Origin of the sequence: Magnetospira sp. QH-2 (assembly GCF_000968135.1) — a bacterium.
Lineage (GTDB): Bacteria > Pseudomonadota > Alphaproteobacteria > Rhodospirillales > Magnetospiraceae > Magnetospira.
Genome location: NZ_FO538765.1, coordinates 3,007,404 through 3,030,368, shown reverse-complemented (window position 1 = coordinate 3,030,368; position 22,965 = coordinate 3,007,404). Strand labels below are relative to the sequence as shown.

22 protein-coding genes are annotated in these 22,965 nt (G+C 59.7%); 11 read left to right on the top strand and 11 right to left on the bottom strand.

Annotated elements, in window-relative coordinates; genetic code table 11:
• Positions 1 to 2: 2 nt before the first annotated feature.
• Both MGMAQ_RS14385 and glgB read left to right on the top strand, forming a co-directional pair.
• Positions 3 to 1,907: a tetratricopeptide repeat-containing sulfotransferase family protein gene (locus MGMAQ_RS14385; RefSeq protein ID WP_046022086.1), complete on the top strand. Its 1,905-nt coding sequence runs from the start codon at positions 3 to 5 to the stop codon at positions 1,905 to 1,907.
• Positions 1,908 to 2,016: 109 nt separating this feature from the next.
• Positions 2,017 to 4,257 carry a 1,4-alpha-glucan branching protein GlgB gene (glgB, locus tag MGMAQ_RS14380; RefSeq protein WP_046023365.1) on the top strand — a complete coding sequence of 747 codons (2,241 nt, stop codon included), beginning with the start codon at positions 2,017 to 2,019 and terminating at the stop codon, positions 4,255 to 4,257.
• 4 nt (positions 4,258 to 4,261) lie between these two features.
• On the opposite strand, the gene MGMAQ_RS14375 is transcribed toward glgB, so the two are convergent.
• On the bottom strand, positions 4,262 to 4,735 hold the full coding sequence (locus MGMAQ_RS14375) for a response regulator (protein WP_046022085.1): 474 nt from the start codon (positions 4,733 to 4,735) through the stop codon (positions 4,262 to 4,264).
• Between the two features lie 293 nt (positions 4,736 to 5,028).
• Here MGMAQ_RS14375 and MGMAQ_RS14370 point away from each other — a divergent pair, with 293 nt between their 5' ends.
• Genes MGMAQ_RS14370 through MGMAQ_RS14360 form a run of 3 tightly spaced genes read left to right on the top strand, consistent with a single transcriptional unit; the run spans position 5,029 to position 8,342 of the window.
• Positions 5,029 to 6,732 carry a 2-oxoacid:acceptor oxidoreductase subunit alpha gene (locus MGMAQ_RS14370; protein ID WP_371258402.1) on the top strand — a complete coding sequence of 568 codons (1,704 nt, stop codon included), beginning with the start codon at positions 5,029 to 5,031 and terminating at the stop codon, positions 6,730 to 6,732.
• Positions 6,733 to 6,736: 4 nt separating this feature from the next.
• Entirely contained in the window at positions 6,737 to 7,573 is an 837-nt protein-coding gene (locus MGMAQ_RS14365) for a 2-oxoacid:ferredoxin oxidoreductase subunit beta (protein WP_046022084.1), read from the top strand.
• Positions 7,574 to 7,616: 43 nt separating this feature from the next.
• Positions 7,617 to 8,342: an SUMF1/EgtB/PvdO family nonheme iron enzyme gene (locus MGMAQ_RS14360; RefSeq protein ID WP_046022083.1), complete on the top strand. Its 726-nt coding sequence runs from the start codon at positions 7,617 to 7,619 to the stop codon at positions 8,340 to 8,342.
• 56 nt (positions 8,343 to 8,398) lie between these two features.
• Here MGMAQ_RS14360 and MGMAQ_RS14355 read toward each other — a convergent pair whose 3' ends face one another.
• Positions 8,399 to 9,196: a MipA/OmpV family protein gene (locus tag MGMAQ_RS14355; protein ID WP_046022082.1), complete on the bottom strand. Its 798-nt coding sequence runs from the start codon at positions 9,194 to 9,196 to the stop codon at positions 8,399 to 8,401.
• A complete protein-coding gene (locus MGMAQ_RS14350; protein WP_052716413.1) occupies positions 9,193 to 10,467 on the bottom strand; it encodes an MFS transporter in 1,275 nt (424 codons plus the stop codon). Before MGMAQ_RS14350 ends, MGMAQ_RS14355 begins: the two co-directional genes overlap by 4 nt.
• 317 nt (positions 10,468 to 10,784) lie before the next feature.
• Here MGMAQ_RS14350 and MGMAQ_RS14345 point away from each other — a divergent pair, with 317 nt between their 5' ends.
• Positions 10,785 to 11,387, top strand: a complete 603-nt coding sequence (locus tag MGMAQ_RS14345; RefSeq protein ID WP_046022081.1) for a helix-turn-helix domain-containing protein — start codon at positions 10,785 to 10,787, stop codon at positions 11,385 to 11,387.
• 98 nt (positions 11,388 to 11,485) lie between these two features.
• Here MGMAQ_RS14345 and MGMAQ_RS14340 read toward each other — a convergent pair whose 3' ends face one another.
• On the bottom strand, positions 11,486 to 11,875 hold the full coding sequence (locus MGMAQ_RS14340) for a helix-turn-helix domain-containing protein (RefSeq protein ID WP_046022080.1): 390 nt from the start codon (positions 11,873 to 11,875) through the stop codon (positions 11,486 to 11,488).
• A 120-nt stretch (positions 11,876 to 11,995) separates the two neighbouring features.
• Positions 11,996 to 12,649, bottom strand: a complete 654-nt coding sequence (gene phaR / locus MGMAQ_RS14335; RefSeq protein ID WP_046022079.1) for a polyhydroxyalkanoate synthesis repressor PhaR — start codon at positions 12,647 to 12,649, stop codon at positions 11,996 to 11,998.
• A 171-nt stretch (positions 12,650 to 12,820) separates the two neighbouring features.
• Between phaR and MGMAQ_RS21435 the strand changes: the two genes are divergently transcribed.
• The 4 genes from MGMAQ_RS21435 to phbB all read left to right on the top strand — a co-directional run bounded on the left by MGMAQ_RS21435 (position 12,821) and on the right by phbB (position 16,288).
• On the top strand, positions 12,821 to 13,201 hold the full coding sequence (locus MGMAQ_RS21435) for a hypothetical protein (protein WP_252508637.1): 381 nt from the start codon (positions 12,821 to 12,823) through the stop codon (positions 13,199 to 13,201).
• Positions 13,202 to 13,223: 22 nt separating this feature from the next.
• Positions 13,224 to 14,243, top strand: coding sequence for an alpha/beta fold hydrolase (locus MGMAQ_RS14330; protein WP_252508725.1), 1,020 nt, complete (start codon positions 13,224 to 13,226; stop codon positions 14,241 to 14,243).
• Positions 14,244 to 14,361: 118 nt separating this feature from the next.
• Positions 14,362 to 15,537: an acetyl-CoA C-acetyltransferase gene (locus tag MGMAQ_RS14325; RefSeq protein WP_046022077.1), complete on the top strand. Its 1,176-nt coding sequence runs from the start codon at positions 14,362 to 14,364 to the stop codon at positions 15,535 to 15,537.
• 28 nt (positions 15,538 to 15,565) lie between these two features.
• Entirely contained in the window at positions 15,566 to 16,288 is a 723-nt protein-coding gene (gene phbB, locus MGMAQ_RS14320) for an acetoacetyl-CoA reductase (protein ID WP_046022076.1), read from the top strand.
• Positions 16,289 to 16,401: 113 nt separating this feature from the next.
• On the opposite strand, the gene MGMAQ_RS14315 is transcribed toward phbB, so the two are convergent.
• The 4 genes from MGMAQ_RS14315 to MGMAQ_RS14300 all read right to left on the bottom strand — a co-directional run bounded on the left by MGMAQ_RS14315 (position 16,402) and on the right by MGMAQ_RS14300 (position 20,642).
• The gene (locus MGMAQ_RS14315; RefSeq protein WP_046022075.1) at positions 16,402 to 17,961 is read right to left on the bottom strand and encodes a BCCT family transporter; all 1,560 of its coding nucleotides are present in this window, start codon (positions 17,959 to 17,961) and stop codon (positions 16,402 to 16,404) included.
• Between the two features lie 235 nt (positions 17,962 to 18,196).
• On the bottom strand, positions 18,197 to 18,697 hold the full coding sequence (locus MGMAQ_RS14310; protein WP_046022074.1) for a phosphate-starvation-inducible protein PsiE: 501 nt from the start codon (positions 18,695 to 18,697) through the stop codon (positions 18,197 to 18,199).
• Between the two features lie 50 nt (positions 18,698 to 18,747).
• Positions 18,748 to 19,524, bottom strand: coding sequence for a GNAT family N-acetyltransferase (locus MGMAQ_RS14305; RefSeq protein ID WP_046022073.1), 777 nt, complete (start codon positions 19,522 to 19,524; stop codon positions 18,748 to 18,750).
• A 14-nt stretch (positions 19,525 to 19,538) separates the two neighbouring features.
• A complete protein-coding gene (locus MGMAQ_RS14300; RefSeq protein ID WP_148560975.1) occupies positions 19,539 to 20,642 on the bottom strand; it encodes a class I SAM-dependent methyltransferase in 1,104 nt (367 codons plus the stop codon).
• Positions 20,643 to 20,888: 246 nt separating this feature from the next.
• On the opposite strand from MGMAQ_RS14300, the gene MGMAQ_RS14295 reads away from it, so the two are divergent.
• Complete coding sequence (locus MGMAQ_RS14295) at positions 20,889 to 21,518, top strand: TetR/AcrR family transcriptional regulator (protein WP_046022072.1); 630 nt, start codon at positions 20,889 to 20,891, stop codon at positions 21,516 to 21,518.
• Here the strand turns inward: MGMAQ_RS14295 and MGMAQ_RS14290 are convergent.
• Both MGMAQ_RS14290 and MGMAQ_RS14285 read right to left on the bottom strand, forming a co-directional pair.
• The gene (locus MGMAQ_RS14290) at positions 21,501 to 22,046 is read right to left on the bottom strand and encodes a gamma-glutamylcyclotransferase (protein ID WP_046022071.1); all 546 of its coding nucleotides are present in this window, start codon (positions 22,044 to 22,046) and stop codon (positions 21,501 to 21,503) included. The genes MGMAQ_RS14295 and MGMAQ_RS14290 overlap by 18 nt on opposite strands.
• The gene (locus MGMAQ_RS14285) at positions 22,043 to 22,936 is read right to left on the bottom strand and encodes a DMT family transporter (protein ID WP_046023361.1); all 894 of its coding nucleotides are present in this window, start codon (positions 22,934 to 22,936) and stop codon (positions 22,043 to 22,045) included. Before MGMAQ_RS14285 ends, MGMAQ_RS14290 begins: the two co-directional genes overlap by 4 nt.
• Positions 22,937 to 22,965 lie beyond the last annotated feature (29 nt).

Here is a 22,965-nt window from a genome sequence, read left to right as displayed (position 1 = left end):
TCATGGAAAACAAGCAACACCCCCTGACCCCCGAACAGGCCCTGGAAGTGGCGGGGCGGCACATCATGGCCGGAAACCGGGGGGAAGCGGCCGCCATCTGCCAAAAAATTCTTGATACCGTGCCCAACCAAGCAGACGCCCTGCATATGCTCGGCGGCTGCGCCATGTTGGACGGGCAGGCGCGAAAAGCCATGGACTGTTTCGACAAGGCATTGGAGCAGCGTCCGGACGATCCGGCCTTTCTGGCCAACAAAGGGACCTTGATGCTCAACATGGGTCTGCCGGTGCCGGCGACGGAGCTGTTGCGCAAAGCGGTGGATCTGAGGACAGAAATGGCCCCGGCCTGGGATAGCCTGGGGCGGGCCCTGCAAATGCGCGAAAGCTGGGAAGAGGCTCTCGAGGCATATCAGAAAGCCATTGAAATCGACCCGAAATACGCCCGCGCCCATGCTCACCTGGCGAGCCTGTACCGTCACGAAGGGCGCGGACGCATGGCCGGTCAGGCCCTGCAACAAGCACTGAAACTCAATCCGGAAAACCCTGACATCCTGGCCGAGGCGTCCGCCCATTTCATCGATGGAGGCTTTCTGACCCGGGCCCGGGGATTCCTGGAAAAGGCGTTGGAAGCCGACCCGCATCATCCAGAGGCATTGATGGCGCAGGTGGATTTTTTTGAAATGGCGGGCCGGGGCGAAGACGCGCGCCGCATCCTTTGTGGTCAGGTCGCCCATAGACCGAGTGCCGCCAATTTGCGGGTCCGCCTGGGGTCCTTGCTGCTGACGACCGGCCACCGGGAAGACGCCGAAGAGATCCTGCGCGATCTGCTCGAAGACATGCCGAACCATCCGCCGGCCCTTGCCGAACTGGCCTCCATGGGGGCCTTGAAGCCTGGTGATGAAGAAACCAAACGGCTGGAGGAAGTGGCCAATCGCGAAAGTTTGGCGGTCAAGCAAAAGGCATCGATGAATTTCGCCTTGGCCTCCATCCGTGACAAGGCCAAGGATTATGACAAGGCCTTCGAGGCCCTGACTCGGGCCAACGATTTGCGCCATGGGGAATTGCAGCGCCTGAAACGGGCCTATGACCCCGACGCCCAAACAGACCGCATGGAACAGCTAAAGGCAATTTTCGATGCGACGTTTTTCAAACAGCGGCAGAACTGGGGCATGGAGTCGGCACGCCCGATCCTGATCGCCGGTATGCCGCGTTCCGGAACCACGCTGGTGGAGCAGATTATTGCCGCCCACCCGAAAGCGGCGGGGGCCGGGGAACTGATGGATCTGCCGCACCTGTCCATGATCCTGCCCGCCTTGACCCCGGAACGGAAACCCTATCCTGCTTGTCTTCCCAGTCTGACCCGCGATGGCGCCCTGCGATTGGGCCGGGCCTATGATCAGCGGCTGCATGATTGGGCGCCAAAGGCCGAGAAGGTCACCAATAAGCTGCCGGGGAACTATGCCTTCCTGGGCATGGCGGCCCTGCTATTCCCCAAGGCGACCTATATCCATTGCCGCCGCGATGCCATGGACAACAGCCTGTCCAACTTCTTTGCCAACTTCCAAGACGGCCTGGCCGCCAGTTTCAATTTGCGGGCTCAGGGGCATGCCTGGAAACTCTATGCGGATCTGATGCGCCATTGGCATGCGGTCCTGCCGGTGACCGTGCTTGATGTGGACTATGAGAAACTGGTCGCCGATCCGGAACCGGAGGTGCGGCGTCTGCTTGATCATTGCGGTCTGGATTGGGATCCGGCCTGCCTGGAATTTCATAAATCCCACCGCGCCATTCGCACCGCCAGCCGTTCACAGGTCCGCAACCCCATTTATCAATCGTCGTCGGGGCGTTGGCGCCGCTACGAGAATCACCTGGGCGACCTGATCGATGAATTGGGTGGAGCCACCTACTGAGGTAAAGCAATAGTATTCCAACCAGTTCTTGCCGCTAACGGCGGAAAGGCCTACACAACAAGCAGCGACCGTAAAGCCGGGAACGGTTTCCAAGGAGAGTGAAATGAGCATGATGGGCAGTTTGGACAGCAAAACCGCAACCGCGCTGGCCAGCGGGAGCCACGGAGATCCATTCGCTTTCTTGGGCCCGCACGAGATCGGTGACGGTCATGTGATCATTCGCACGTTCCAGGCCGATGCCAGCGAAGTGATGGTGGTGGATTCCGATACCGGCAAGGATCTCGCGCCGCTGCACCGCATCCATCCCAATGGTCTGTTCGAAGGCGAGCTTTCAGACTCAAAGGAAGATCTGTCCTATCGCCTGCGCGTGACCTTCGGCAAGGATACCGTGGTGATCGAAGATCCCTATCGGTTCGGATCCTTGTTGGGGGAACTGGACAGCCACCTGATCGGCGAGGGCAACCACCTGGAAGCCTACAAGGTCATGGGCGCCCATCTGCACAAGGTGGATGGGGTGTCCGGTGTGTGCTTCGCGGTTTGGGCTCCGAATGCGCGGCGGGTCAGCATCGTCGGGCCGTTCAACCAGTGGGACGGTCGCTGCCATGCCATGCGCAAACACCATGGCATCGGCGTCTGGGAATTGTTTGTTCCCGGGTTGGGCGAAGGCGAAATCTATAAGTACGAAATCAAGGACCGCTTCGGCAATATCCTGCCTTTGAAGTCCGATCCTTACGCCTTTCGCTGTGAGCACCCGCCCGCCACGGCTTCCATCGTTGAAAAAACCGGCACCTACAAGTGGGCCGACAAGGCTTGGATGAAAAGCCGTCAGGCGACCACCTTGGTGGATCAGCCGATCTCCATTTACGAAGTTCATCTGGGCTCATGGCGCCGCGTTCCCGACGAGGACAATCGCAGCCTGACCTATAAGGAACTGTCCGATCAGCTGGTGAGCTACGTCAAGGATTTGGGGTTCACTCATATCGAACTTCTGCCGATCACCGAACATCCCTTTGACGGCTCCTGGGGCTATCAGCCCATCGGCCTGTTCGCACCGACCAGCCGCTTCGGCACGCCGGACGAATTCCGCTATTTTGTTGATCGCTGCCATAAAGAAGGCATCGGCGTCATTCTGGATTGGGTCCCGGGGCATTTCCCCACCGATACCCATGGTCTGGAATACTTTGACGGTACGCACCTTTATGAGCACGCGGACCCGCGTCAGGGCCGGCACATGGATTGGGGCACCCTGATCTACAATTTCGACCGCAAGGAAGTGGCCAACTTCCTTCTGGTCAATGCGCTATTCTGGATCAACGAGTACCATCTGGACGGCCTGCGCGTGGATGCGGTGGCGTCCATGCTGTATCTGGATTACAGCCGTAAGGAAGGGGAATGGATCCCCAACGAACATGGCGGGCGCGAGAACCTGGGTGCGATCGCCTTTTTGCGGCGTCTGAACGAATTGGTCTATGAGCGTGGGCAAGGGGCCTTCACCCTGGCCGAGGAATCCACGGCCTGGCCCATGGTCTCGCGGCCCACTTACCTGGGGGGGCTTGGGTTCGGCTACAAGTGGAACATGGGCTGGATGCACGACACCTTGCTTTATATGTCCAAGGATCCGGTGCACCGGCGATATCACCACAACGATATGACTTTCGGCATGCTCTATGCCTATTCCGAAAACTACGTGCTGCCCCTGTCCCATGACGAGGTGGTGCATGGCAAGGGCTCACTGCTTGGCCGCATGCCTGGCGACACCTGGCAGCGTTTCGCCGGTCTGCGCGCCTATTTCGGATTTATGTGGGTCTATCCTGGCAAAAAGCTGTTGTTCATGGGGGGCGAGTTCGGTCAGGAGCGCGAGTGGGCCTATGCCGAAAGTCTGGATTGGCACCTTCTCGAAAATCCGCTGCACAAAGGCATGCAGACGCTGATCGCCGATCTCAACAAGGTCTATCGCGAACATCCTTCGTTGCCGCAGCAAGATTGTGAGCCCGAAGGCTTCCGCTGGGTCGAAAACCATGACGTGGACCAAAGCGTGTTCGCCTATTTGCGCTATGGCAAGGACGGTTCGGTGATGTTGGTGATCAACAGTTTCACCCCGGTGGTGCGCCAGGGATACCGGCTCGGTGTGCCGGTGCCGGGAGCCTGGGTGGAGTGTGTCAATACGGATAAATCCGAATACGGTGGATCCGGCGTGATGAACGAAGGGGACCTCTGGACCGAGGATCTGGCTTGGCACGACCAGCCCTATTCCCTGAACATCACTATTCCCCCGCTGGCGACGGTGACGTTCGTCCCCAAGCCTGCCTCGGCGAGTGACGCCAAAGAGAGCCCGAACGAAGCAGAGTAGTTTTTCAGGTGAAGCTGGCGCCGGTGGAGAAGAAATTCATCTCCTGCAAACCGGGCAGCCGGGCCGTCTGCATCCAGAATTTCTCCAAAGCCTGCACGGCCTGCACAAAGGCTTCCGGATCATCGGGTTTGCGAACAAAGGCATTGGCACCCAGATCGTAACAGGTCCGGCGATCCGCTTCATTTGCGGAGCGGGAAAAAACGATTACCGGAATGGCGCGCAAGGCCTCGGAAGATTTCAGTTCGATCAGAACCTCGCGACCGGATTCCGGCGGCAATTCCAATCCCAGCAAAATCAGATCCGGTCGGGGCGCGGAATCATCCTTGCCCGTGACGAAATCGATCAGGGCTCCGCCTGTCTCCACATGATGGATTTCAGTCGAGGTCGGAAGGGCTTTAAAGGCTTCGCTTAGACGCCTGGCATCGTCCGCGTCGGCTTCCGCGAAAAGGATCTTCACTGGGCGGGTTCTGGGCTGCATGATTGTTCTTTTTACAGTGACGCCAAGCCATATGTAACGGCTATATAATAGTATAATGATCTTGTCGCAAAGGCCAAGCACCAAGTGGAATTGGCCGCGTTCCCTTGTGGCAGTGTGTGTCTGTTATATGATATCGTGATGGCCTCGGTCGAGTCTGGCGTGCGCCTGTTTTCGGAATCATTTGCATTCCCCGCTTAGAGGGATATTAATGGTCTGAGCGTACCCTGAAATCCTGGAAGACCCTATTTATCAAGGGGTTTTTAAGCGCAAGGAGTGATCAGGTTTTGGATACTGTGTCGATTGCCATGACCGGTGCTGGCGGGTCTGGTGTGATGACGGCGGGGCAGATGCTCCTGCATGCGGCGGCGGGCGCGGGTTTGCTCGGTCAAATGACCCGATCATCGGGTCCTCAAATTCGCGGCGGCGAGGCAGCGGCCTTTGTCATGCTGGCGCCCCATGCCATTGATGGGGTGGGAGATTTGGTGGATATCCACCTGGCCTTTGACTGGATGAACGTGGACCGCTTCTCGGCGGAACTGCCCCTCAACGAGACCAGCACAGTGCTCTATGAAGCCTCGGCCGGTGATGTCCCCGAGGTGATCGCATCCAGCGGCGCCCGGCTGGTGCCAGTAGCGTTCAAGAAAGTCGCCAAGGGTATTCAAGGTGGACGTCCCAATATGGTCGGGCTCGGCATGCTCAGTGTGCTGACCGGCGTCCCGGCGGAACAGTTTTTGAAGATTGTGCACAAATCCCTGGCCCGCAAAGGCGAGGAAGCCATCAAGGCCTCCGAGGCGGCGATCAATGCCGGAATCGCTTTGGCCGCGGACCTGGATGTGCGCTATCCCTTGGATGGTGATTGGGGAAGCGCGGAAAACGAACGCTGGAACATGAGCGGCAATGAAGCCGCTGGTCTGGGTGCCCTGCGCGGCGGCGTGCGCTTTGTCGCGGCCTATCCCATCACCCCGGCCACCGAGGTTTTGGAATGGTTGGCCCCGAACTTGGAAAAGGTCGGCGGCAGCCTGGTGCAGGCGGAAGACGAACTGGCTTCCATCGGCATGATTATCGGCGGGTCTTTTGGCGGCGTGCCCGCCATGACAGCCACCTCGGGCCCTGGCCTGGCATTGATGATGGAATCCATCGGTCTGGCGGTGGCGTCGGAAACCCCGATCATGATTGTCGATGTGCAACGGGGCGGGCCTTCCACCGGTATTCCCACAAAGTCCGAACAGAGTGACCTGAATATCGCCCTGTATGGTCTGCACGGGGACGCGCCGCATATTGTCACGGCAGCCAACTCCATTGCCGATTGCCTGTTTACCGCCCAGTGGTCGGTCTATCTGGCCGAACAGCTTCAGACCGCCGCCATATTGTTGACCGATCAGTCCTTGGGCCAATCCCGGGCAGTGGTCGAAAAGCCCGCTGATTTGGCCTTTGTGGGCAAGCGGGCGACCATGGACGCCGGGACCGAAGATTATTTACGCTATGCAGTCAATGACGAGGGTGTTTCGCCCATGGCCATTCCGGGCACGGCGGGCGGGCAGTATGTGGCCGACGGCCTGGAGCATAGCCCCAACGGACGACCCTCCAGCCAGACAGAGGACCACTCTGTGCAACTGGACAAACGCCATCGCAAGCTGGCCGATTTCGATTTTGGCGACCATTGGGCGACCATTCAGGGCGAGGGCGAGATCGCGATTCTTACCTGGGGCTCTTCCACCGGTCCCTGCCGCGAGGCCATCCGGCGTCACGAACTGGAAGGCCATTCAGTGCGGCTGATTTCGCCAAGACTGTTGATGCCGGTACAGGAAGAGGCCATGGCCGAAGCCCTGGACGGGGTCAAAAAGCTGCTGATCGTGGAACAGACCCATTCGAAACAGTTCTATCGCTATCTGCGCGCCCACTACGATTTGCCCGACGAGGTGGCGGTGTTCAATCAACCCGGCCCCATCGCCATTCGCCCGGCACAGGTTCACGCTTATCTGAAGAAATGGAGCTGATCCCATGGACGGCAGCCCACAGACCGACGCCCCCACCGCCAAGGATTTCAAATCCGAATACAAGCCCGTCTGGTGTCCCGGATGTGGTGACTTCTCGGTGCTTTCCGCCTTTACCAAGGCGCTGGCCGAATGGGGGCGGCCCAAGGAAGACGTGGCGATTATTTCCGGCATCGGTTGCTCGTCGCGGATTCCCGCCTATACCAGCGTTTATGGCTTTCATGGCGTGCATGGCCGCGCCTTGGCGCTGGCAACGGGGCTCAAGGTCGCGCGTCCCGACCTGACCGTTATTGCTACGGGCGGCGACGGTGATGGCTTCTCCATTGGCGGCAACCATTTCATCCATGCCTGCCGCCGCAATGTGGATCTCACCTATGTGGTCATGGACAACGAAGTCTATGGCATGACCAAAGGGCAGGCCTCGCCGACCACGGCACCGGACTGGACCGCCTCCAAGCTCACGCCCCACGGCACCGGCGTGTCGCCGTTCAATCCGCTGGGCGTTGCCTTGGCGGCGGGTGCAACTTTCATCGCCAGGGGCTTCTCCGGCGACCCCAACGGTCTGGCCAAGTTGATTTTGGAAGGCATTCAACATCCCGGTTTTTCCATGATTCAGGTGCTCAGCCCCTGCGTCACCTTCCGCCCCGAACAGCGGGATTGGAAAAAGATGGTGCGCGAGGCGCCCATGGAACGCACCGACGATACCAGCCGGGCCGGGCGTTTGTTGATGACCGACGACGGCTTCAATATGGGCGTGCTCTATCAGACCCATCGCCCTGTCTATCAACCGGATTTGAGCGGCGCGACGCCGATGGCGGACATTGAATCGAAATTTGCTATTTAGCGGACCGCTCCTAGCGGTACTGCTGTTTGTCCCGGCGTGGGCCATGGAGCCGGGAGAGGTCTTCCGTGATTGCGAGACCTGCCCCGAGATGGTGGTGGTGCCCGCCGGGTCCTTTATCATGGGCGCGGAAAAGGGCAAGCATATGAAGCCGCCCCACAAGGTGACTTTCGCCAAACCCTTTGCCCTGGGCCGCACAGAGGTGACCTTCAACGACTATGCGCTCTGCGTCGAGAAGGGCGGTTGTGCCGAGATCCCCCACGACCATAAATGGGGCCGCGACACCCGCCCGGTGATCAATGTCACCTATGCGGAGATCAAAACCTACGTGGCCTGGCTGGCCGAGTTTACCGGCAAGCCTTACCGCCTGCCTTCGGAGGCCGAATGGGAATATGCCGCCCGCGCCGGGACGTCGACCCGCTATTGGTGGGGCGACAAGGTCGGCGAGGGCAATGCCAACTGCCGCGACTGCGGCACCGAGTGGAGTGGCTTCGAGTCCGCCCCGGTGGCTACCTTCGAGCCCAACCCCTTTGGTTTTTACGACATGAACGGCAATGTCTGGGAATGGGTCGCTGACTGTTGGAACAAGGATCATAAGAAAGCCCCCGCCGATGGTTCGGCCCGCATGACCGGCCAATGCAACCAGCCGGTCACCCGTGGCGGCTCCTGGTACTACTTCCCCAAACTCGCCGCCTCGGCTTACCGCTATCGCAATGGCGTGGAGGTCAAGAGCTACAACATTGGATTCAGGGTGGCGCGGGATATGGAATGAGGGAGGGGGCGCACCGTCGCCACGATCCGCCCCATCAGGCTCTCCCCCTCTTTCAATCAAAACGAATAACTCAGCCCGACAACCGCCTGCATCTGTCCGCTGGATCCCGCTTTGACGATGGGGCTGTCTCCGGCCTCGCCCAACAGGTGGCTGTAGCCGAGCATGCCGTTCAGCGAGACACTTTCGGTCAGTTGATAGGCCGCGCCGATGGTCAGGCCCACGTCCCGGAACCCGCTGTCGGCGTCGAAGGCTGACAGTCCACTGGCCGCCGCACCCGTCGCCGTCACGCCGAAATAGGTCTGGGCGAAGTTGCTGTCCATGAATGAGGAGGAGACCGACCCCATCAGCGCCAGCCGGTCGGTGACGGGCTGCTGGATATCGAGAGATAGTTTGCCATGAAAGCCCCTGTGAACATCGGAGACATCAGCGAGCATCTCTCCCGACAGGGCGAATGAGTCGGTCAGAGCGACGGAAAGGTGAGCACCGAGCTCTACCGCCCCATCAATCTCTGGCAGTAGCGAGACCTGCGCATGCTTCACATCGGCATCCCGCCCAGCGCGGTAGCTGACAATGGGTCCCAGGGTGACCGGACCCCAGAGCAGGTTTGCGCGTAGGTCGGATCCCGTGAGCGCGATCGAATGGCGGCCAAGGGCGAGTTTCCCCGTGGGTAACAGGTGGAATTCATACTCTTCCGACCCGTCATATTCCGGCACCATCGCCACGCCCAGACCAACACTGCTTTGAGCTTCCGACGAGTCTGGGGCGTCGACGGTTTTGGGGGTTTCTTCAGCGATAACTGCACTGGATGTCGCTGCGAGAACGGCGAGGACCAACAAGGTTTTGACGGTATTCATGGTCTTTCCTTTTTGAGGTTGTGTGCGGCGTTGGCCGCAAGGCTGGTGGTGAAAAGGGTGAAATGTTGGCGCGTGGCCGCCCAGAGGGTGACCGCGAGAGATAAGACGCCCGCTCCGGCGAACAGGGCGTCCAGGTTCCACTGGCCGATGGCACCGGACAGCGCTTGGGAGGCGGGAATGAGGCCGGTATTGGCGAGCAGCAGAAAGCTCATGACGCGACCGAGCATATGCTCCGGCGTCCGGGTCTGGAGCCATGTGACCAGCAGGATGGCCAAATATCCGTTGCCCGCTCCGAGTACGAACAGCAGGGCCATGAGGGTCAGGGTTGATGTGGGGAGACCCAAGCAACCCACGACGATCCCGAACCCCGCCAGCAGGCCGATCACCATGATCCGGATGACAAGAGCCCCGGGCCAGGGCAGGGCGCCCGCAGCCACGAACCCCATAAGATTGCCCCCCGAAAAAGCCGACATCAGCATTCCGTACGCCACCACGCCCTCCGGCAGACGGGTGCTGGCCAGAAGCGGGATTCCCACCAACAGCGGCCCGATCATCAGAAAGTTGATGGCGGCCAGAAGCAGAAACATCAGCCGCAGCGCCGGGTCACGCCATACATGGCGCCAGGCCGTATGGATCGAATCCAGCACACTTTCACGGGGCGCTTTGGTTGAGAGGCGTGCGTCGTTTTGTCCGCGAATCAGGATCAGACAGAGAAGGGAGGCGGCAAAGCTTGCAGCATCAATCACCAAGGCGGTTCCAACGCCCGAGGCCGTGCCCCCGGATGTGCCAATCATGATTCCGGCCAAGGACGGACCGACAAACCCGGCGATATGCATCATCCCCATGATGAGCGCGTTTCCGGCCTGGAGATCTGTCTTCGAAAGCAAGGTCGGTACGATGCTGCGCTCGGCGGGCAATGCCATTCCGGCGGCGATGCCCAAGCCGAGACTGAAGGCGTAGAGCATCCATGGGTCAATGGACCCGGTGAGGACGGCAATGGCCATCGTCATGACCATCGCCAGCCTCGCGCCATCGGCAATCACCATCATCCGTCGCGGCGAAAGTCGGTCTGTCACGGCACCGCCGACAAGCAGAAAGGCCGCGCGCGGCAGGCCTTCGAGGGCCAACACGATCCCCAGGGTCAAGGCATCCCCGGTGAGGGCCAGCGCCAGCCATGGGGTGGCGATCAACGCGAACTGATCGCCAAGAACCGACAAGCTCGTCCCGGCAAACAGCAGGCGGAAGTTACGGATCGACAGGATGCGGCGCATGGGGTTCGACGTTCTGGCTGGAATCATGGTCTTGATCTTCATCCGTTCGCTCTGCGGGGCGGGCGCCTTTCAGAGCGACTCACCGTCCCGCCTCATCACAATGATCAGCCTTATATATTGCAAAATATAATTTGCAAAGAAATTTTTGCAAAGAAAAGTTTGCAATATAGGCGTTGAATGCGACATATATTGAGAGCGAGGCAATCAGACCGAGCCAAAAGAGCAGATTGAGCCGATCGAAAATGATTGATTCCAAAGGCTGGGACCAATCCACTAGACTGGCGCGGTCCCACAACCGAAGAGAAGATCTCGAATAAATGCGAGAGGATTCCACCACACCTGATACCGGCGCCCTCAAGGCGCTCGCCCATGCGGATCGACTCCGTATTCTGGGGATCTTGCGCTTTGACGGACCGGCCACGGCGACGGGGCTAGCAAAGCGCCTGGGCCTCAATTCCGGTGCGACGAGCTACCACCTGCGCCAGCTGGCTGAATACGGCTTCATCGCGCAGGATACGGCGTTGGGGAACAAGCGCGAGCGATGGTGGCGGGCGCGCGACGAAGTGGTCGGCGATGACCCCGCCGAGCTCTCGGACGAAGAGATGGAAGCCGGGTTGGCGATGATCCGGGCGGTGCTCGCCCAGCAAATGGATCTGATGCGGCAGGCGGTGGAAGAATTCCCGCAACAGCCGCCGGAGTGGCGGCGGGCCTCCAATGCCAGCGATTACACCTTGATGATGACGGCGGAACAGGCCGAGGCGTTCAAGGAAAAGCTGACCGCCCTGCTTTGGGAGGAAACCCGCCGCTCACCCCCGACCGGTACCCCCGGCCCCGATGGCGCACGGGAGTTCATGGTCATGCTGCACTGCTTTCCGGTGCCCAAATCGGGTGGTAACGGCGATGCTGACAAGAGCGGTTGAGGGGAGGGAGTCGCCGAATAGGCGGTTTCGCGCCTAAAGCCTTGGTAAGCCAAGCACGAGGAAGAGCAAACCATTCGATATGGGCTGCCGGTCGCGGCCTATTCCGTCGCCAACGCCCGGGCCAGTTGGCTCAGGGCTTCTTGATGCCGTTCGTTGTCGATCTGGGTGAAGTTGCGGGCCAGCTCCAGGCACATGCGCTGGCGGGACAGCAATTCGTTCTCGGCCTCGGATTCTTCCAGGCCTTCGTAGAAATAACCCACCGGGACTTGCAGGGCCTGTGCCACTTCATAGAGCCGACCCGCCGAGATGCGGTTGATGCCGCGCTCGTACTTGTGGGCTTGCTGATAGGTTACACCGATCATGTCGGCCATCTGCTGCTGGCTGAGACCTAACATGACTCGTCGTTCACGAATACGGCTCCCCACGAACCGGTCAATGTCGCCGGCGCGCGAACGGGAGGTCTCAGAAGGAGAAGCGGGGCTGCTCATGATATACCGGTTTCCTTATCCCAAACGGTGTATGGATGGTTCTTGACCGGCCTTCTCGTTTGGCGGAAAACCTACTTTGGGCGCCGTTCATACCACATAGGCATTGCGGGAATAAAGCGGTTATTTGTCCTTGGTATCGTCCGTGCCGCCTGTCGCCACCTTGGCGAGCGCGTCCAATTGCTTTTGCATTTCCTGCAACTGCGACTGCACCAGATTGAGGGGCTGAGACTCGGTCCCCGCTTCGGTCTTCGGTCCGTTGGGTTCACCCGAGCCATCTTCCGACTTGCCATCTTCCGCTTTGCCGTCTTCGTCGGCAAAGGGGGCAAACATGCGCATGGCATTTTCGAACAACACCATGTTCTGCTTGTTCATCTCCTCGAACTGGCCAAACGGAAACAGGCCGTTGAGAGAGTCCTGCATGTAGTGGCGCATCTGTTCTTGATTGCGGGCAAAAGCCTGCATGGAATGCTCAAGATACCGCGGCACCAAGCCCTGTAGGGAATCCCCATAGAAGCTAATCAGATGGCGCAGGAAGCCAATGGGCAACAGGTTCTGCCCTTTGTTTTCCTCTTCGACAATGATCTGCGTCAGCACCGAGCGGGTGATATCGTCGCCGGACTTGGCGTCATAGACGACGAACTCCGTGCCGTCCTTTACCATCTGCGCCAGATGATCGAGAGTCACATAGCTACTAGTCGCCGTGTTGTACAAGCGGCGATTGGCGTACTTCTTGATCGTAAACGGGGGCTTCATCGCCCCGGGATCCTTGGCCATTTCATCCTTCCTCACTGCTCTTTTGTCGGCACGTCTGTTGTTGGGGAGTGGAACTTTTCTCCCGACCCTACAGTAGTTCGGGATATTTCGCGATGCAATAGCCGCGCCGCAAAAACTTTCGATGCAGCGCAAATGGCGATAGACTGCCGGTTCACCATGAGAGGACGACCCGTGACCGATCCGACCGACTACGAGGACCTGGCCCGGCGGTATCTGGACCTGTGGCAAAAACAGCTGTCCGGACAGGCCGATGATACCACGGTGGCCAATACCATGAGCCAAGCCATCGAAATGATGAACCAGGGCGCCGCCGCCTTTGCGTCGGCCGCCGCCGCCGGGACCGGAGGGATGAAAACCAATGACGGAACAGCAACCCCCGGCGCGCCAGGGGCCGCGCCCGCTACCGCTGCACATGGGCACGGCGGTGCTGACCTGGCTGACATCGCGCGGCGGCTTGACCGCATTGAGCAACGGCTCGATACCCTGGAGGCCGGAGCTTCAGGAGCGGGCGACGCACCTAAGGGCCAGTCTCGAAAGCCTCGAAAGCCCTGAACAGGCGCTGCTGACCCAGGCGGTGGACGCGGAAGCCCGGCGCCAGTTGCAGGAGTTCCTCAACGGGGTGCGGGCCTACAGGGATCATCCCTATCGACGGATGTTGAGTGATCCCCCTGTTTTGCTGAGCATCGGATCGGCGCGGCTGTTGGACTATGGCACCGGGGGCGAGGGGCCGACGGTCCTGGTGGTGCCGTCATTGGTCAACAGGGGCTATATCCTGGATCTCACTCAACGGCGCAGCCTTGTTCGCGACCTGGCCAGGCGAGGCCTCAGACCATTGTTGGTGGATTGGGGCACGCCGGGTGAGGCTGAGCAGAAGTATGGATTGGATGACTATATTGCCGGGACTCTGGACCACTTTCTGACCGAGGCCCGAGCCGGTGCCAGGGGGCCGGTGACCTTGGTGGGCTACTGCATGGGCGGCCTGCTGGCCCTGCCCCTGGCCGAACGGCGGCCCGACGATGTGGCGGGACTGGCCTTGTTGGCAACCCCCTGGGACTTCTCCTGCGGGCTGGAAGCCCAACGACGCTATATGAAGGCGCTGATGCCGCAACTGGAGACATTAGTTCAGGCGGCGGGAGAGCTGCCGGTGGACAGCTTGCAGGCCATGTTTGCCGGGATCGATCCCTGGCAGATTCCGGCCAAATTCCGCTCCTTTGCCCGGCTTGATCCAAAGAGTGCGCGGGCAAGGCTGTTCGTTGCCCTGGAGGATTGGCTCAACGACGGCGTGCCGCTGGTGCCAAAAGTTGCCCTGGAATGCCTGCGGGGTTGGTATCGGGACAATGAACCGGCGCAAGGCCAATGGAAGATTGATGGAAAGCCCGTGGATCCATCGGCGGTGCGCGTGCCGACGCTGGCCTTGATCCCCAAACGGGACCGAATCGTGCCGCCTGGATCCGCCCGTGCCTTGGCTGACGCGGTCCCTGGCGCCACCAGTCAGATCGTCCCGGCCGGACATATCGGTATGACCGCCGGATCGCGGGCCGGCACGGTGCTCTATGGCCCTTTGAGCCGCTGGATTGGCAAGCTCTCCGCTTGATCGGCCAGCGCGTCGGCTGAATCGTTGTGCGGCGCGGCAAATTCCCTTGCGAGTCGGTAATGGCATTACTTATAACCATGCCCACGCGTTAAACACCCATTTCCAAGCAGGAGAGATCATGTCCGAGATTGTTATCGCCGGTGCCGCTCGTACACCCATTGGGGCCTTCAGCGGCAGCCTCAGCACCCTTGCCGCTCATGAGTTGGGCGAAATCGTCGTAACCGAGGCCCTGAAACGGGCGAAGGTCTCTCCCGAAGAGGTTTCCGAGGTCATCCTGGGTCAGGTCCTGACCGCCGGCACGGGCCAGAACCCGGCTCGCCAGACCGCTATCGCGGCCGGTATTCCGCACGGCAGCACGGCCTATACCATCAACCAGGTGTGTGGCTCCGGCCTGCGCGCCGTGGCCTTGGGCCTGCAAGCGATTCGCAATGGAGACAGCTCTGTTGTCGTCGCCGGTGGCCAGGAAAGCATGAGTCTGTCGGCCCATTGTGTGCATCTGCGCACGGGCACCAAGATGGGCAATACCGATCTGGTGGACACCATGATCAAGGACGGTCTGTGGGATGCCTTCAACGGCTATCACATGGGAACCACGGCCGAGAACGTGGCCACCAAGTGGGGCCTGACCCGCGACGAACAGGACGCCTTTGCCGTTGCCTCGCAAAACAAAGCCGAAGCGGCTCAAAAAGCGGGCAAGTTCGACGAGGAAATCGTGCCGGTAACCATCAAGACCCGCAAGGGCGAAACGGTGGTCGACAAGGATGAATACATCCGCCATGGCGCCACCATCGAAGGCATGGCCAAACTGCGTCCGGCCTTCTCCAAGGACGGTACCGTGACCGCCGGCAATGCCTCGGGCATCAATGATGGCGCTTCGGTCTGTGTGCTGATGACCGCCGAGGAAGCCGCCAAGCGCGGCGTGGAACCGCTGGCTCGCATCGTCTCGTGGGCCACCGTCGGCGTGGATCCGGCGATCATGGGCTCCGGGCCGATCCCGGCCAGCCAGGCGGCTTTGGAAAAGGCCGGTTGGACTGCCGACGATTTGGACCTGGTTGAAGCCAACGAAGCCTTCGCCGCGCAGGCCTGTGCCGTCAACAAGGACATGGGCTGGGACCTGGACAAGGTGAATGTCAACGGTGGCGCCATCGCCCTGGGTCATCCCATCGGTGCCTCGGGCAACCGGGTCCTGGTCACCTTGCTGCACGAGATGAAGCGACGCGACGCCAAGAAGGGTCTGGCGACCCTATGCATCGGTGGCGGCATGGGTATCGCCATGTGCGTGGCCCGCGACTAATCCATAAGAAAACAGGGAGGCATTCGTCATGCATCGTGTCGCAGTCGTTACCGGAGGAACCCGGGGCATTGGCCGAGCCATTGCCGAAAACCTGAAGGAAAAGGGCTATAAGGTCGCCGCCACTTATGTGGGCAGCATAGAAAAGGCCGAAACCTTCCATCAGGAAACCGGAATTCCCATCTTCCGCTTCAACGTGGCAGATTTCGCGGAATGCCAAAAGGGTATCCACCATATCACCCAGGACCTGGGGCCCATCGAGATCTTGGTCAACAATGCCGGGATCACCCGCGACGGCACCATGAAGCGGATGAGCTACGAGAACTGGGAGGATGTGGTCCATACCAACCTCACCTCCTGCTTCAATATGTGCAAGCTGGTGTGGGATTCCATGAATGACCGAGGATTCGGCCGGGTGGTCAACATCGGTTCCATCAACGGTCAGGCCGGCCAGTACGGACAGGTCAACTATGCCGCGGCCAAATCCGGCATCCATGGCTTTACCAAGGCCCTGGCCCAGGAAGGCGCCCGCAAGGGCATCACCGTCAATGCCATTGCGCCTGGGTATGTGGACACGGACATGGTGCGTTCGGTGCCCGAAGAAGTCCTGCACAAGATCATTGCCAAGATCCCCGTGGGACGCCTGGGCCATGCCGAGGATATTGCCCGTACCGTGGCTTTCCTTGTGGCGGATGATGCGGATTTCATCACCGGGTCGACCATTTCGGTCAATGGTGGCCAGCACATGTACTGAGCCCTCGGTCCTGCCGAAACAGGGCTACCTATTGCATCGGCCCCGCCTTGAACAAGGCGGGGCCGATTCTCGTTCGGGTGGAGGGGGGGCTGACAAAGCCCCCCTTGAGCCGATTACTTGCGCAGCTTCAACTCACTGCTCAATCCCATGTAGAGACTGATGCACATGAAGATCAGCACCAGGGTGAAGGGCAGGCCCACTGCGATGGCCGCTGCCTGCAAGGCGCCCAGGGCATCGGCCCCGCCTCCAAACAGCAAGGCGCCCGCGATCACCCCTTCGATCACCGCCCAGAAGATCCGCTGCGGTACCGGGGCATCGACCTTGCCGCCGGCGGTGATGCTGTCGATCACCAAAGACCCGGAATCCGAGGAGGTAATGAAGAACACCAGCACCAAGACGATGGCGATGAAGGAGACCACGGAGCTCAGCGGCAGATTTTCCAGCATCTGGAACATGGCCAGGGAGACCTCGCCCAGGCCGTTGGCCAACTGGCCGACGTTGTTCTGAATTTGGTCCAGGGCGGTACCACCGAAGACGCTCATCCATACCAGGGTCACGAGGGTCGGGACCAGCAGCACCGCGGTGACGAATTCCCGTACCGTGCGGCCCTTGGAGATGCGGGCGATGAACATGCCGACAAACGGTGCCCAAGATACCCACCAGGCCCAATAAAACACGGTCCAGCCGTGATAGAACTTCTCGTCCTCGCGACCGATCCAGTTGCTCAGCGGAATCAGGTTTTCCACATAGGCCAAAGCGGTATCGCCCATGGTGATCAGAATGGCCAAGGTCGGTCCGGCGATGAAAACGAAGATCAACAGGATGACCGCCAAGCCCATGTTCAGGTTGCTGAGCACTTTTACGCCACCGTCCAGCCCGCGCACCACGGAGACCAAAGCCAACGAGGTGACGCCGATGATGATGGCGATCTGAGTATTGATGGTGTTGGGGATATCGAACAGGAAATGCAGGCCACTGGCCGCCTGTTGGGCACCGAATCCCAGGGACGTGGCCAGGCCGAACAGGGTCGCCAGCACCGCCACCACATCGATCACATGGCCGAACCAGCCCCAGCAATGATCCTTGAGCAGCGGGAAAAAGCCCGAGCGAATGGTCAGCGGCAGGCCTTTGTTATAGGTAAAGAAGGCCAGCGACAGGGCAACCACCGCATAAATGGCCCAGGGATGCAGACCCCAGTGGAACATGGTCGCGCCCATGGCCATATGTGCGCCTTCCGGGGTATTGGCCTCGGCGTTCAAAGGCGTGCCCCACCAGTTGGTGTAGTAGGCCGTGGGTTCGGCGACGCTCCAGAACATCAGGCCAATGCCCATACCCGCCGCGAACAGCATGGCAAACCAGGACAAGGTGGTGAATTCGGGCCGGGCGCCGTCGCCGCCGATACGGATCTTGCCCACGGGCAGAAAGATCAACGCCAGGCAGAACAGCACAAAAATGTTGCCACCGACCATGAACAGCCAGTCAAAATTATTGATCGACCAGCTCTTAGCGCCGTCGAAGACGCCTTTGGCTTCGGTTGGCATGACGATGGTGGTGATGACGAACAAAAGAACCAAAATAGCGGATATCCAGAATACCGGATGGTGAATATCCATGCCAAATTTTCGCAGGTTGTCCTGCCCTAACTCATACTCCGTTGTATACGGATCATTCATGACCGTTTCCTTGATCGTTTTATCTAATATTTTCTGAGAGCCCCTCGGAGCCGGAGGAACACTAGGGCTCATTGACCGAATCGTCAACCGGAGGGGGGGATATTTATCCGATTACTTAACGTGAAGAGGCGGCCCGGTCCTGTTGCGAATGCTGCGGGGCCGGGACTTCTGGCGGAAAAATCGCCGGAGAGCATCATGTCGATCGGAGACGGAAAATAGCGCGGGCAGGCGGTCGTCAGACCTCGGTAAGCCCTGACTTTCCCTCGCCGGGCGCATCGGTTTGCTTGCTCGCGGTGACCGATGCCTGGGAGGGGTATTGGTGCGAACCGAACCGCAGGATCAAAACCGCGAAAGCCAGGATGAGAATGGCCCCGGAAACATAAACAATGCCCATGTCGGGGATGTGGTGCATGCCAATGTGCCCGATCATCATGCGGGTCAGGGCGGTGATGGCCACATAGACCAGGAAACGTACAGGCATGTGTTTGGTGCGGAAGTAAATCCCCACCATGGCGCCCAGTTCCAGATAGATGAACAGCAGCAGGATATCTTCGACGGTGGCATGGGGCTTGTCGAACAGGGCAAAAAACTCCTGTGCCGCCGACCAAACCACAGCCGCGCCAATGGCAAACAGCGCGCCGATATGGAACACATCCACCAGAAAATTGCCCGCGATGTCGGAAAAGTTATGGAATCTCCAGTTGGCTTCCTTGGCCTTGCCATACAGCTTTTCCATGATCGTGCTCCCCCTGTTCGCGCGCCATCATGGCAAACTGAACGCGGTCGTCAATAGGGGGCGTAGTTGTCCCTCAAATAAGCAGCCTTGAATCCGGATCGCTCGATATTGCGATAGGAATGCTGCGGGTCGCCGGGCACGTCCTCGCCGGTGCAGGTGCCCAGGAGACGGCAACCGTTTTCGAAAGCTGTTTTGATTCGTCGGGCCAGGATTGCCGATTGGGCTCCTCGACAGCGAAACGCTGGATCGGTGGCTCCCCAATCACACCAGCCCACGCCGTCTTTAATGAATAAAGCTCCGGCGGCGGCGGGGGTATCCCCTTCGAACGCCATGAAGATATGCCAGCCGGGGCGGCCCACCAGGCCGGCCAGTCCACTCTCGGCGGCGGCATCCATTTCGAAGCTTTCGTTGACGATGCGGGCGAAATCGGCGGCGTGATCTCGGTCGATCTCACGAATGGCCAAATCCGTGGCGGCTTGGGGTAGCGACTGGCCGTCATGGGTGAACTTCATCCAACGCCGCATGGGTTTCAGATCTTCGTCGGTCAGCCATTGGGGCAGCGCCGCCGGTTGGGCGTCGGGAGCCACCTGGACAAACCAACGGCCTATCCCGGCATCGCGGTAATGGGCGCATATGGCTTCCACGTCCCGCCGAGTGGCCGGGCTGGCCTGACCAAGACCAATCGTTCGATTGACGACGACGCTGGAGTCGAGGCCGCCCATGGAGACCAGGGCGCCGCCGATGAGGGTTTGATGCAGCCCGGCTCCCTGCAGGTCGGCGAGGGCTGCCCGTTCGATGGTTTCAAGGGTGTCATGAGTCCGATCCATTTATGGGTCTCCGATTAAGGGCGGCAGACGTAGTAATAGTTTTGGATATCGTGATCCAGTTCATGCACTTCGACGTTGTCGAATCCGGCCTCGGTGAACATGCGCAGGGCTGTTTCCTTGCCCCACATGGCTCCCAACCCAGCCCCGTCCTGGGCCAAGGATACCGGCATGCAATGCATGCAGGACAGGGAATAGAGCAACGTGCCGATGGGGTGCTCCCGGTCATGGTGGTGATGGCCGGAGCCTTTGATGTCCTGGGCCAGATAAACGCCGCCCGGCGCCAGACTGTGACGGATCCCGCGCAACAGGGCAGAGGGGTCGGCCTGATCGTGCACCGCGTCGAAGGTGGTCACCAGGTCGAAGGAATGGGCGTCGGCTTCGGTGGCGAACCCGGTCAGGTCGCGCTGCTCGAAGGTCACGTTGGCGAGGCCTCTTTTTTCAGCCTGTGCGCGGCCATGGGCGACGGCATCGGCGGACAGGTCGTAGCCAACGAAAGTGGAATTGGGGAACCATTCGGCCATCATGATCAAGGCCCGCCCGCGACCGCACCCGGCATCCAGCACCCGGATTCCTTTTTCCAATCGGGTCGTCAGGTCGGGGACCAGGGGCAAAATGTGATCGCGCAGGGCGGGCAGGACCGTCTGTCCGGAATCTTCGGCCATGATTTCATGGAACCGTCCATAGCGACCATAAGGCACGCCCCCCCCGTTTTTGAAGCAGGCGACGATATCGTCTTCCACCGTGCCCAGATGTGGCATGTACTGAGTAAAAACCGCCAGGTTGTTGGGGGTGGCATCCCGGGTCAGGCAGGCGGCATGTTCGACGGGCAGGCGGTAGGTGCCGCCGTCATGATCATGTTCGACGACTTGCGCCGAGACCATGGCTCCGAGCCATTCCCGCACATAGCGGCTGTTCAATCCAGCGTCGGTGGCCAACTGGTCGATGGTCCGTGCGGCGCCGTCTCCCATGGCGTCGAACAACCCGGTGCGATGACCGACCGACGTCATCAGGCACAAGGCCCCGGCATTGAGGGCATCCACCATCCGGTTTTCAAAGGCTTCCTGGCGGGCCTGGTCCAAAACGGGTTCGGCTTCCAGGTTCCTATTCTGCATATCCATAACGTGTCTCCTAGTGACTGGTGAGGTTTTATTTAAACCAACTAGTCGGTATATTTACGCCTGGGGATGGATTTGTCAAACGGTTTTTTAAGGGGGCGATATGGGGTCTGCGAAAGGGATACGTAGTGCATATATTTCAATATTTTAGTGGATTCTATGGGGAGTCCTGCGGAGGTCATATTATAAACTTGAAACATACCGTCTGGTCGGTATAAGATGGAGTCAACATCAAAAAGAGGAGATTGCATGCCCCGCGACGGAAGCATTACCCGAACCGCCATAATGGATGCCGCCCAGAGCCTGATACTCGATCAGGGGTTCGCCGCCACCTCGGTGGATCAGATCATTGCCAAGACCGGCATCACCAAGGGTGCCTTTTTCTATCATTTCAAGGCCAAGTCGGCATTGGCCCAGGCGCTGATCGACCGGCATGCTCTTTTGGACAAGGCCCACTATGATTCCACGCTGGCGAAAGTGCAGTCATTGACCAGCGAACCCCGTGCACAGTTGCTGCTGTTGGTCGGAATCCTGGCTGACGAGATGGAAGGCATGACCGAACCTTACCCTGGTTGCCTATATGCCTCCTACTGCTACGAAGTTCAGCTCTTCGATGACAATACAGCCGGCACCATCGTCGATGCCCTGCTGTACTGGCGCAAGGAACTCGGAGCCCTGATTCAACGTGTGATCGATGGTCATCCGCCGCGTTTCGATACCAAAGCCGAGGATCTGGCCGACATGGTCCTGTCCTTGTACGAAGGTGGCTTCATTCTCGAACGGACCCATGAGACAGCCGGGCTCACGGGCATCCACCTTCGTCATTTCAGGCAGTATCTGGAGATGCTGTTTCCGGAAACGTCAGCCCACGAGGCGTAACAACTGGTGCAGCGGTCCGTCGGGAATGCCCAACGCGTCCAGGTGAGCCACGGTCTGGGTCAGGTAGTCTCGCGATGTGCCGCTCTGCCCTTCGCCTTGGCGGACCAGTCTCGCCGATTCATCCGGTGAAAGCCGTCCCGAATACTGCGGATGTCCCCGGCGCACCACGTAGCACAAGGCGGTGACCTTGCGATCGGGCAAGCTCAGCGAGAGTTGACGTGGTTCGTAGATGGCGCCTTCTTCCGGCGGGATTCCGGGAACAACGGGCATCTCCCGCGCATCCAAATAGGCATGCACCTCTGGCCAGTGGCACTTCTCCACGGCAAAAGCAATGCCCCGACAGGAGCCACCCTGATCAAGGCCCAGGACCAATCCCGGTTTCTTTCGTGTGCCTCGGTGATGGTAGGAGTAGATGCATAGAGCCCGGTGATAACCGTGCAGCAAGGCCGGGGCCCGCTCGGCATGGGCAAAGCCAGGATTCCACATGAGGGATCCATACCCGAAGACCCAGACTCGATCATTGCTCATCGGTTCTCCTTGGTGGCCAGAGCCACCCCCGTTGCGGCCACCGCCAGGCCGATCAGAGCCAAGGGGCCCATCTCTTCTCCGAACAGACCCCAGGCCATCAAGGCGGTAAAGGGCGGCACCAGATAGAACAGGCTGGCCACGCGGGAAACCGCTCCCCGCCGTACCATGATCCACAACAGAGCCACCGTCCCCATGGACAGGACCACCACCAGCCAAGCCATCACGCCGACAAACTCCCAGGTCCAATGGACCTCGCGGGTCTCGAACAGCAAGGCCAAAAACCCGATGGGAATGGCCGCGGCGGCATATTGGATGGCAAGGCCGCTCCGCATGTCCATATGGCCACAAAAGCGTTTTTGATAAAGGGTTCCCGTGGTGATGCCGAACAGGGCAACGATGCTCAGGGCAAATCCGGTCCAGTTCCACAGGGTCACGTCCATGCGGTCGGAGAGCACCAAACCAACCCCTGCCAGCCCAAGGACCAACCCGGTCCATTGCCAACGGTTGATGGATTCATGCAAGAACAGAAAGGCCCCAAAAGCGGTTAACAAAGGCTGCAATCCGACAATCAAGGCCACCAGCCCGGCCGGGAGTCCCTGACCAATGGCGCCGAATACGCCACCCAGGTAGCCTCCATGGACCAGAATTCCCGCTACCGCGATATGAAGGGCCGCCATCTTCGTCGCGGGCCAGGGGGCCCTGATCGCCAGGGTAAAAGGAACCAGCAATACCACCAGGATCGCAAAGCGCAGGAATAAAAAGGTGTTAGGCTCGGCAAAAGGCAGGCCGGATTTGGTGCCGATGAATCCGGTGCTCCACAATAATACGAAGAGTCCGGGCATGGCCTTGATGAACAGAGAATTCTCGGCGGCCGGTGTGGAGGATGTCATGATGGGGTCCAAAAAGCAAAAGGGCGACT

Bases quoted from the DNA above. Each gene is read 5' to 3' on its own strand.
- MGMAQ_RS14385 (WP_046022086.1), top strand. From the start codon at position 3: ATGGAAAACAAGCAACACCCCCTGACCCCCGAACAGGCCCTGGAAGTG.
- glgB (WP_046023365.1), top strand. From the start codon at position 2,017: ATGATGGGCAGTTTGGACAGCAAAACCGCAACCGCGCTGGCCAGCGGG.
- MGMAQ_RS14375 (WP_046022085.1), bottom strand. From the start codon at position 4,735: ATGCAGCCCAGAACCCGCCCAGTGAAGATCCTTTTCGCGGAAGCCGAC.
- MGMAQ_RS14365 (WP_046022084.1), top strand. From the start codon at position 6,737: ATGGACGGCAGCCCACAGACCGACGCCCCCACCGCCAAGGATTTCAAA.
- MGMAQ_RS14360 (WP_046022083.1), top strand. From the start codon at position 7,617: ATGGAGCCGGGAGAGGTCTTCCGTGATTGCGAGACCTGCCCCGAGATG.
- MGMAQ_RS14355 (WP_046022082.1), bottom strand. From the start codon at position 9,196: ATGAATACCGTCAAAACCTTGTTGGTCCTCGCCGTTCTCGCAGCGACA.
- MGMAQ_RS14350 (WP_052716413.1), bottom strand. From the start codon at position 10,467: ATGCGCCGCATCCTGTCGATCCGTAACTTCCGCCTGCTGTTTGCCGGG.
- MGMAQ_RS14345 (WP_046022081.1), top strand. From the start codon at position 10,785: ATGCGAGAGGATTCCACCACACCTGATACCGGCGCCCTCAAGGCGCTC.
- MGMAQ_RS14340 (WP_046022080.1), bottom strand. From the start codon at position 11,875: ATGAGCAGCCCCGCTTCTCCTTCTGAGACCTCCCGTTCGCGCGCCGGC.
- phaR (WP_046022079.1), bottom strand. From the start codon at position 12,649: ATGGCCAAGGATCCCGGGGCGATGAAGCCCCCGTTTACGATCAAGAAG.
- MGMAQ_RS14325 (WP_046022077.1), top strand. From the start codon at position 14,362: ATGTCCGAGATTGTTATCGCCGGTGCCGCTCGTACACCCATTGGGGCC.
- phbB (WP_046022076.1), top strand. From the start codon at position 15,566: ATGCATCGTGTCGCAGTCGTTACCGGAGGAACCCGGGGCATTGGCCGA.
- MGMAQ_RS14315 (WP_046022075.1), bottom strand. From the start codon at position 17,961: ATGAATGATCCGTATACAACGGAGTATGAGTTAGGGCAGGACAACCTG.
- MGMAQ_RS14310 (WP_046022074.1), bottom strand. From the start codon at position 18,697: ATGGAAAAGCTGTATGGCAAGGCCAAGGAAGCCAACTGGAGATTCCAT.
- MGMAQ_RS14305 (WP_046022073.1), bottom strand. From the start codon at position 19,524: ATGGATCGGACTCATGACACCCTTGAAACCATCGAACGGGCAGCCCTC.
- MGMAQ_RS14300 (WP_148560975.1), bottom strand. From the start codon at position 20,642: ATGGATATGCAGAATAGGAACCTGGAAGCCGAACCCGTTTTGGACCAG.
- MGMAQ_RS14295 (WP_046022072.1), top strand. From the start codon at position 20,889: ATGCCCCGCGACGGAAGCATTACCCGAACCGCCATAATGGATGCCGCC.
- MGMAQ_RS14290 (WP_046022071.1), bottom strand. From the start codon at position 22,046: ATGAGCAATGATCGAGTCTGGGTCTTCGGGTATGGATCCCTCATGTGG.
- MGMAQ_RS14285 (WP_046023361.1), bottom strand. From the start codon at position 22,936: ATGACATCCTCCACACCGGCCGCCGAGAATTCTCTGTTCATCAAGGCC.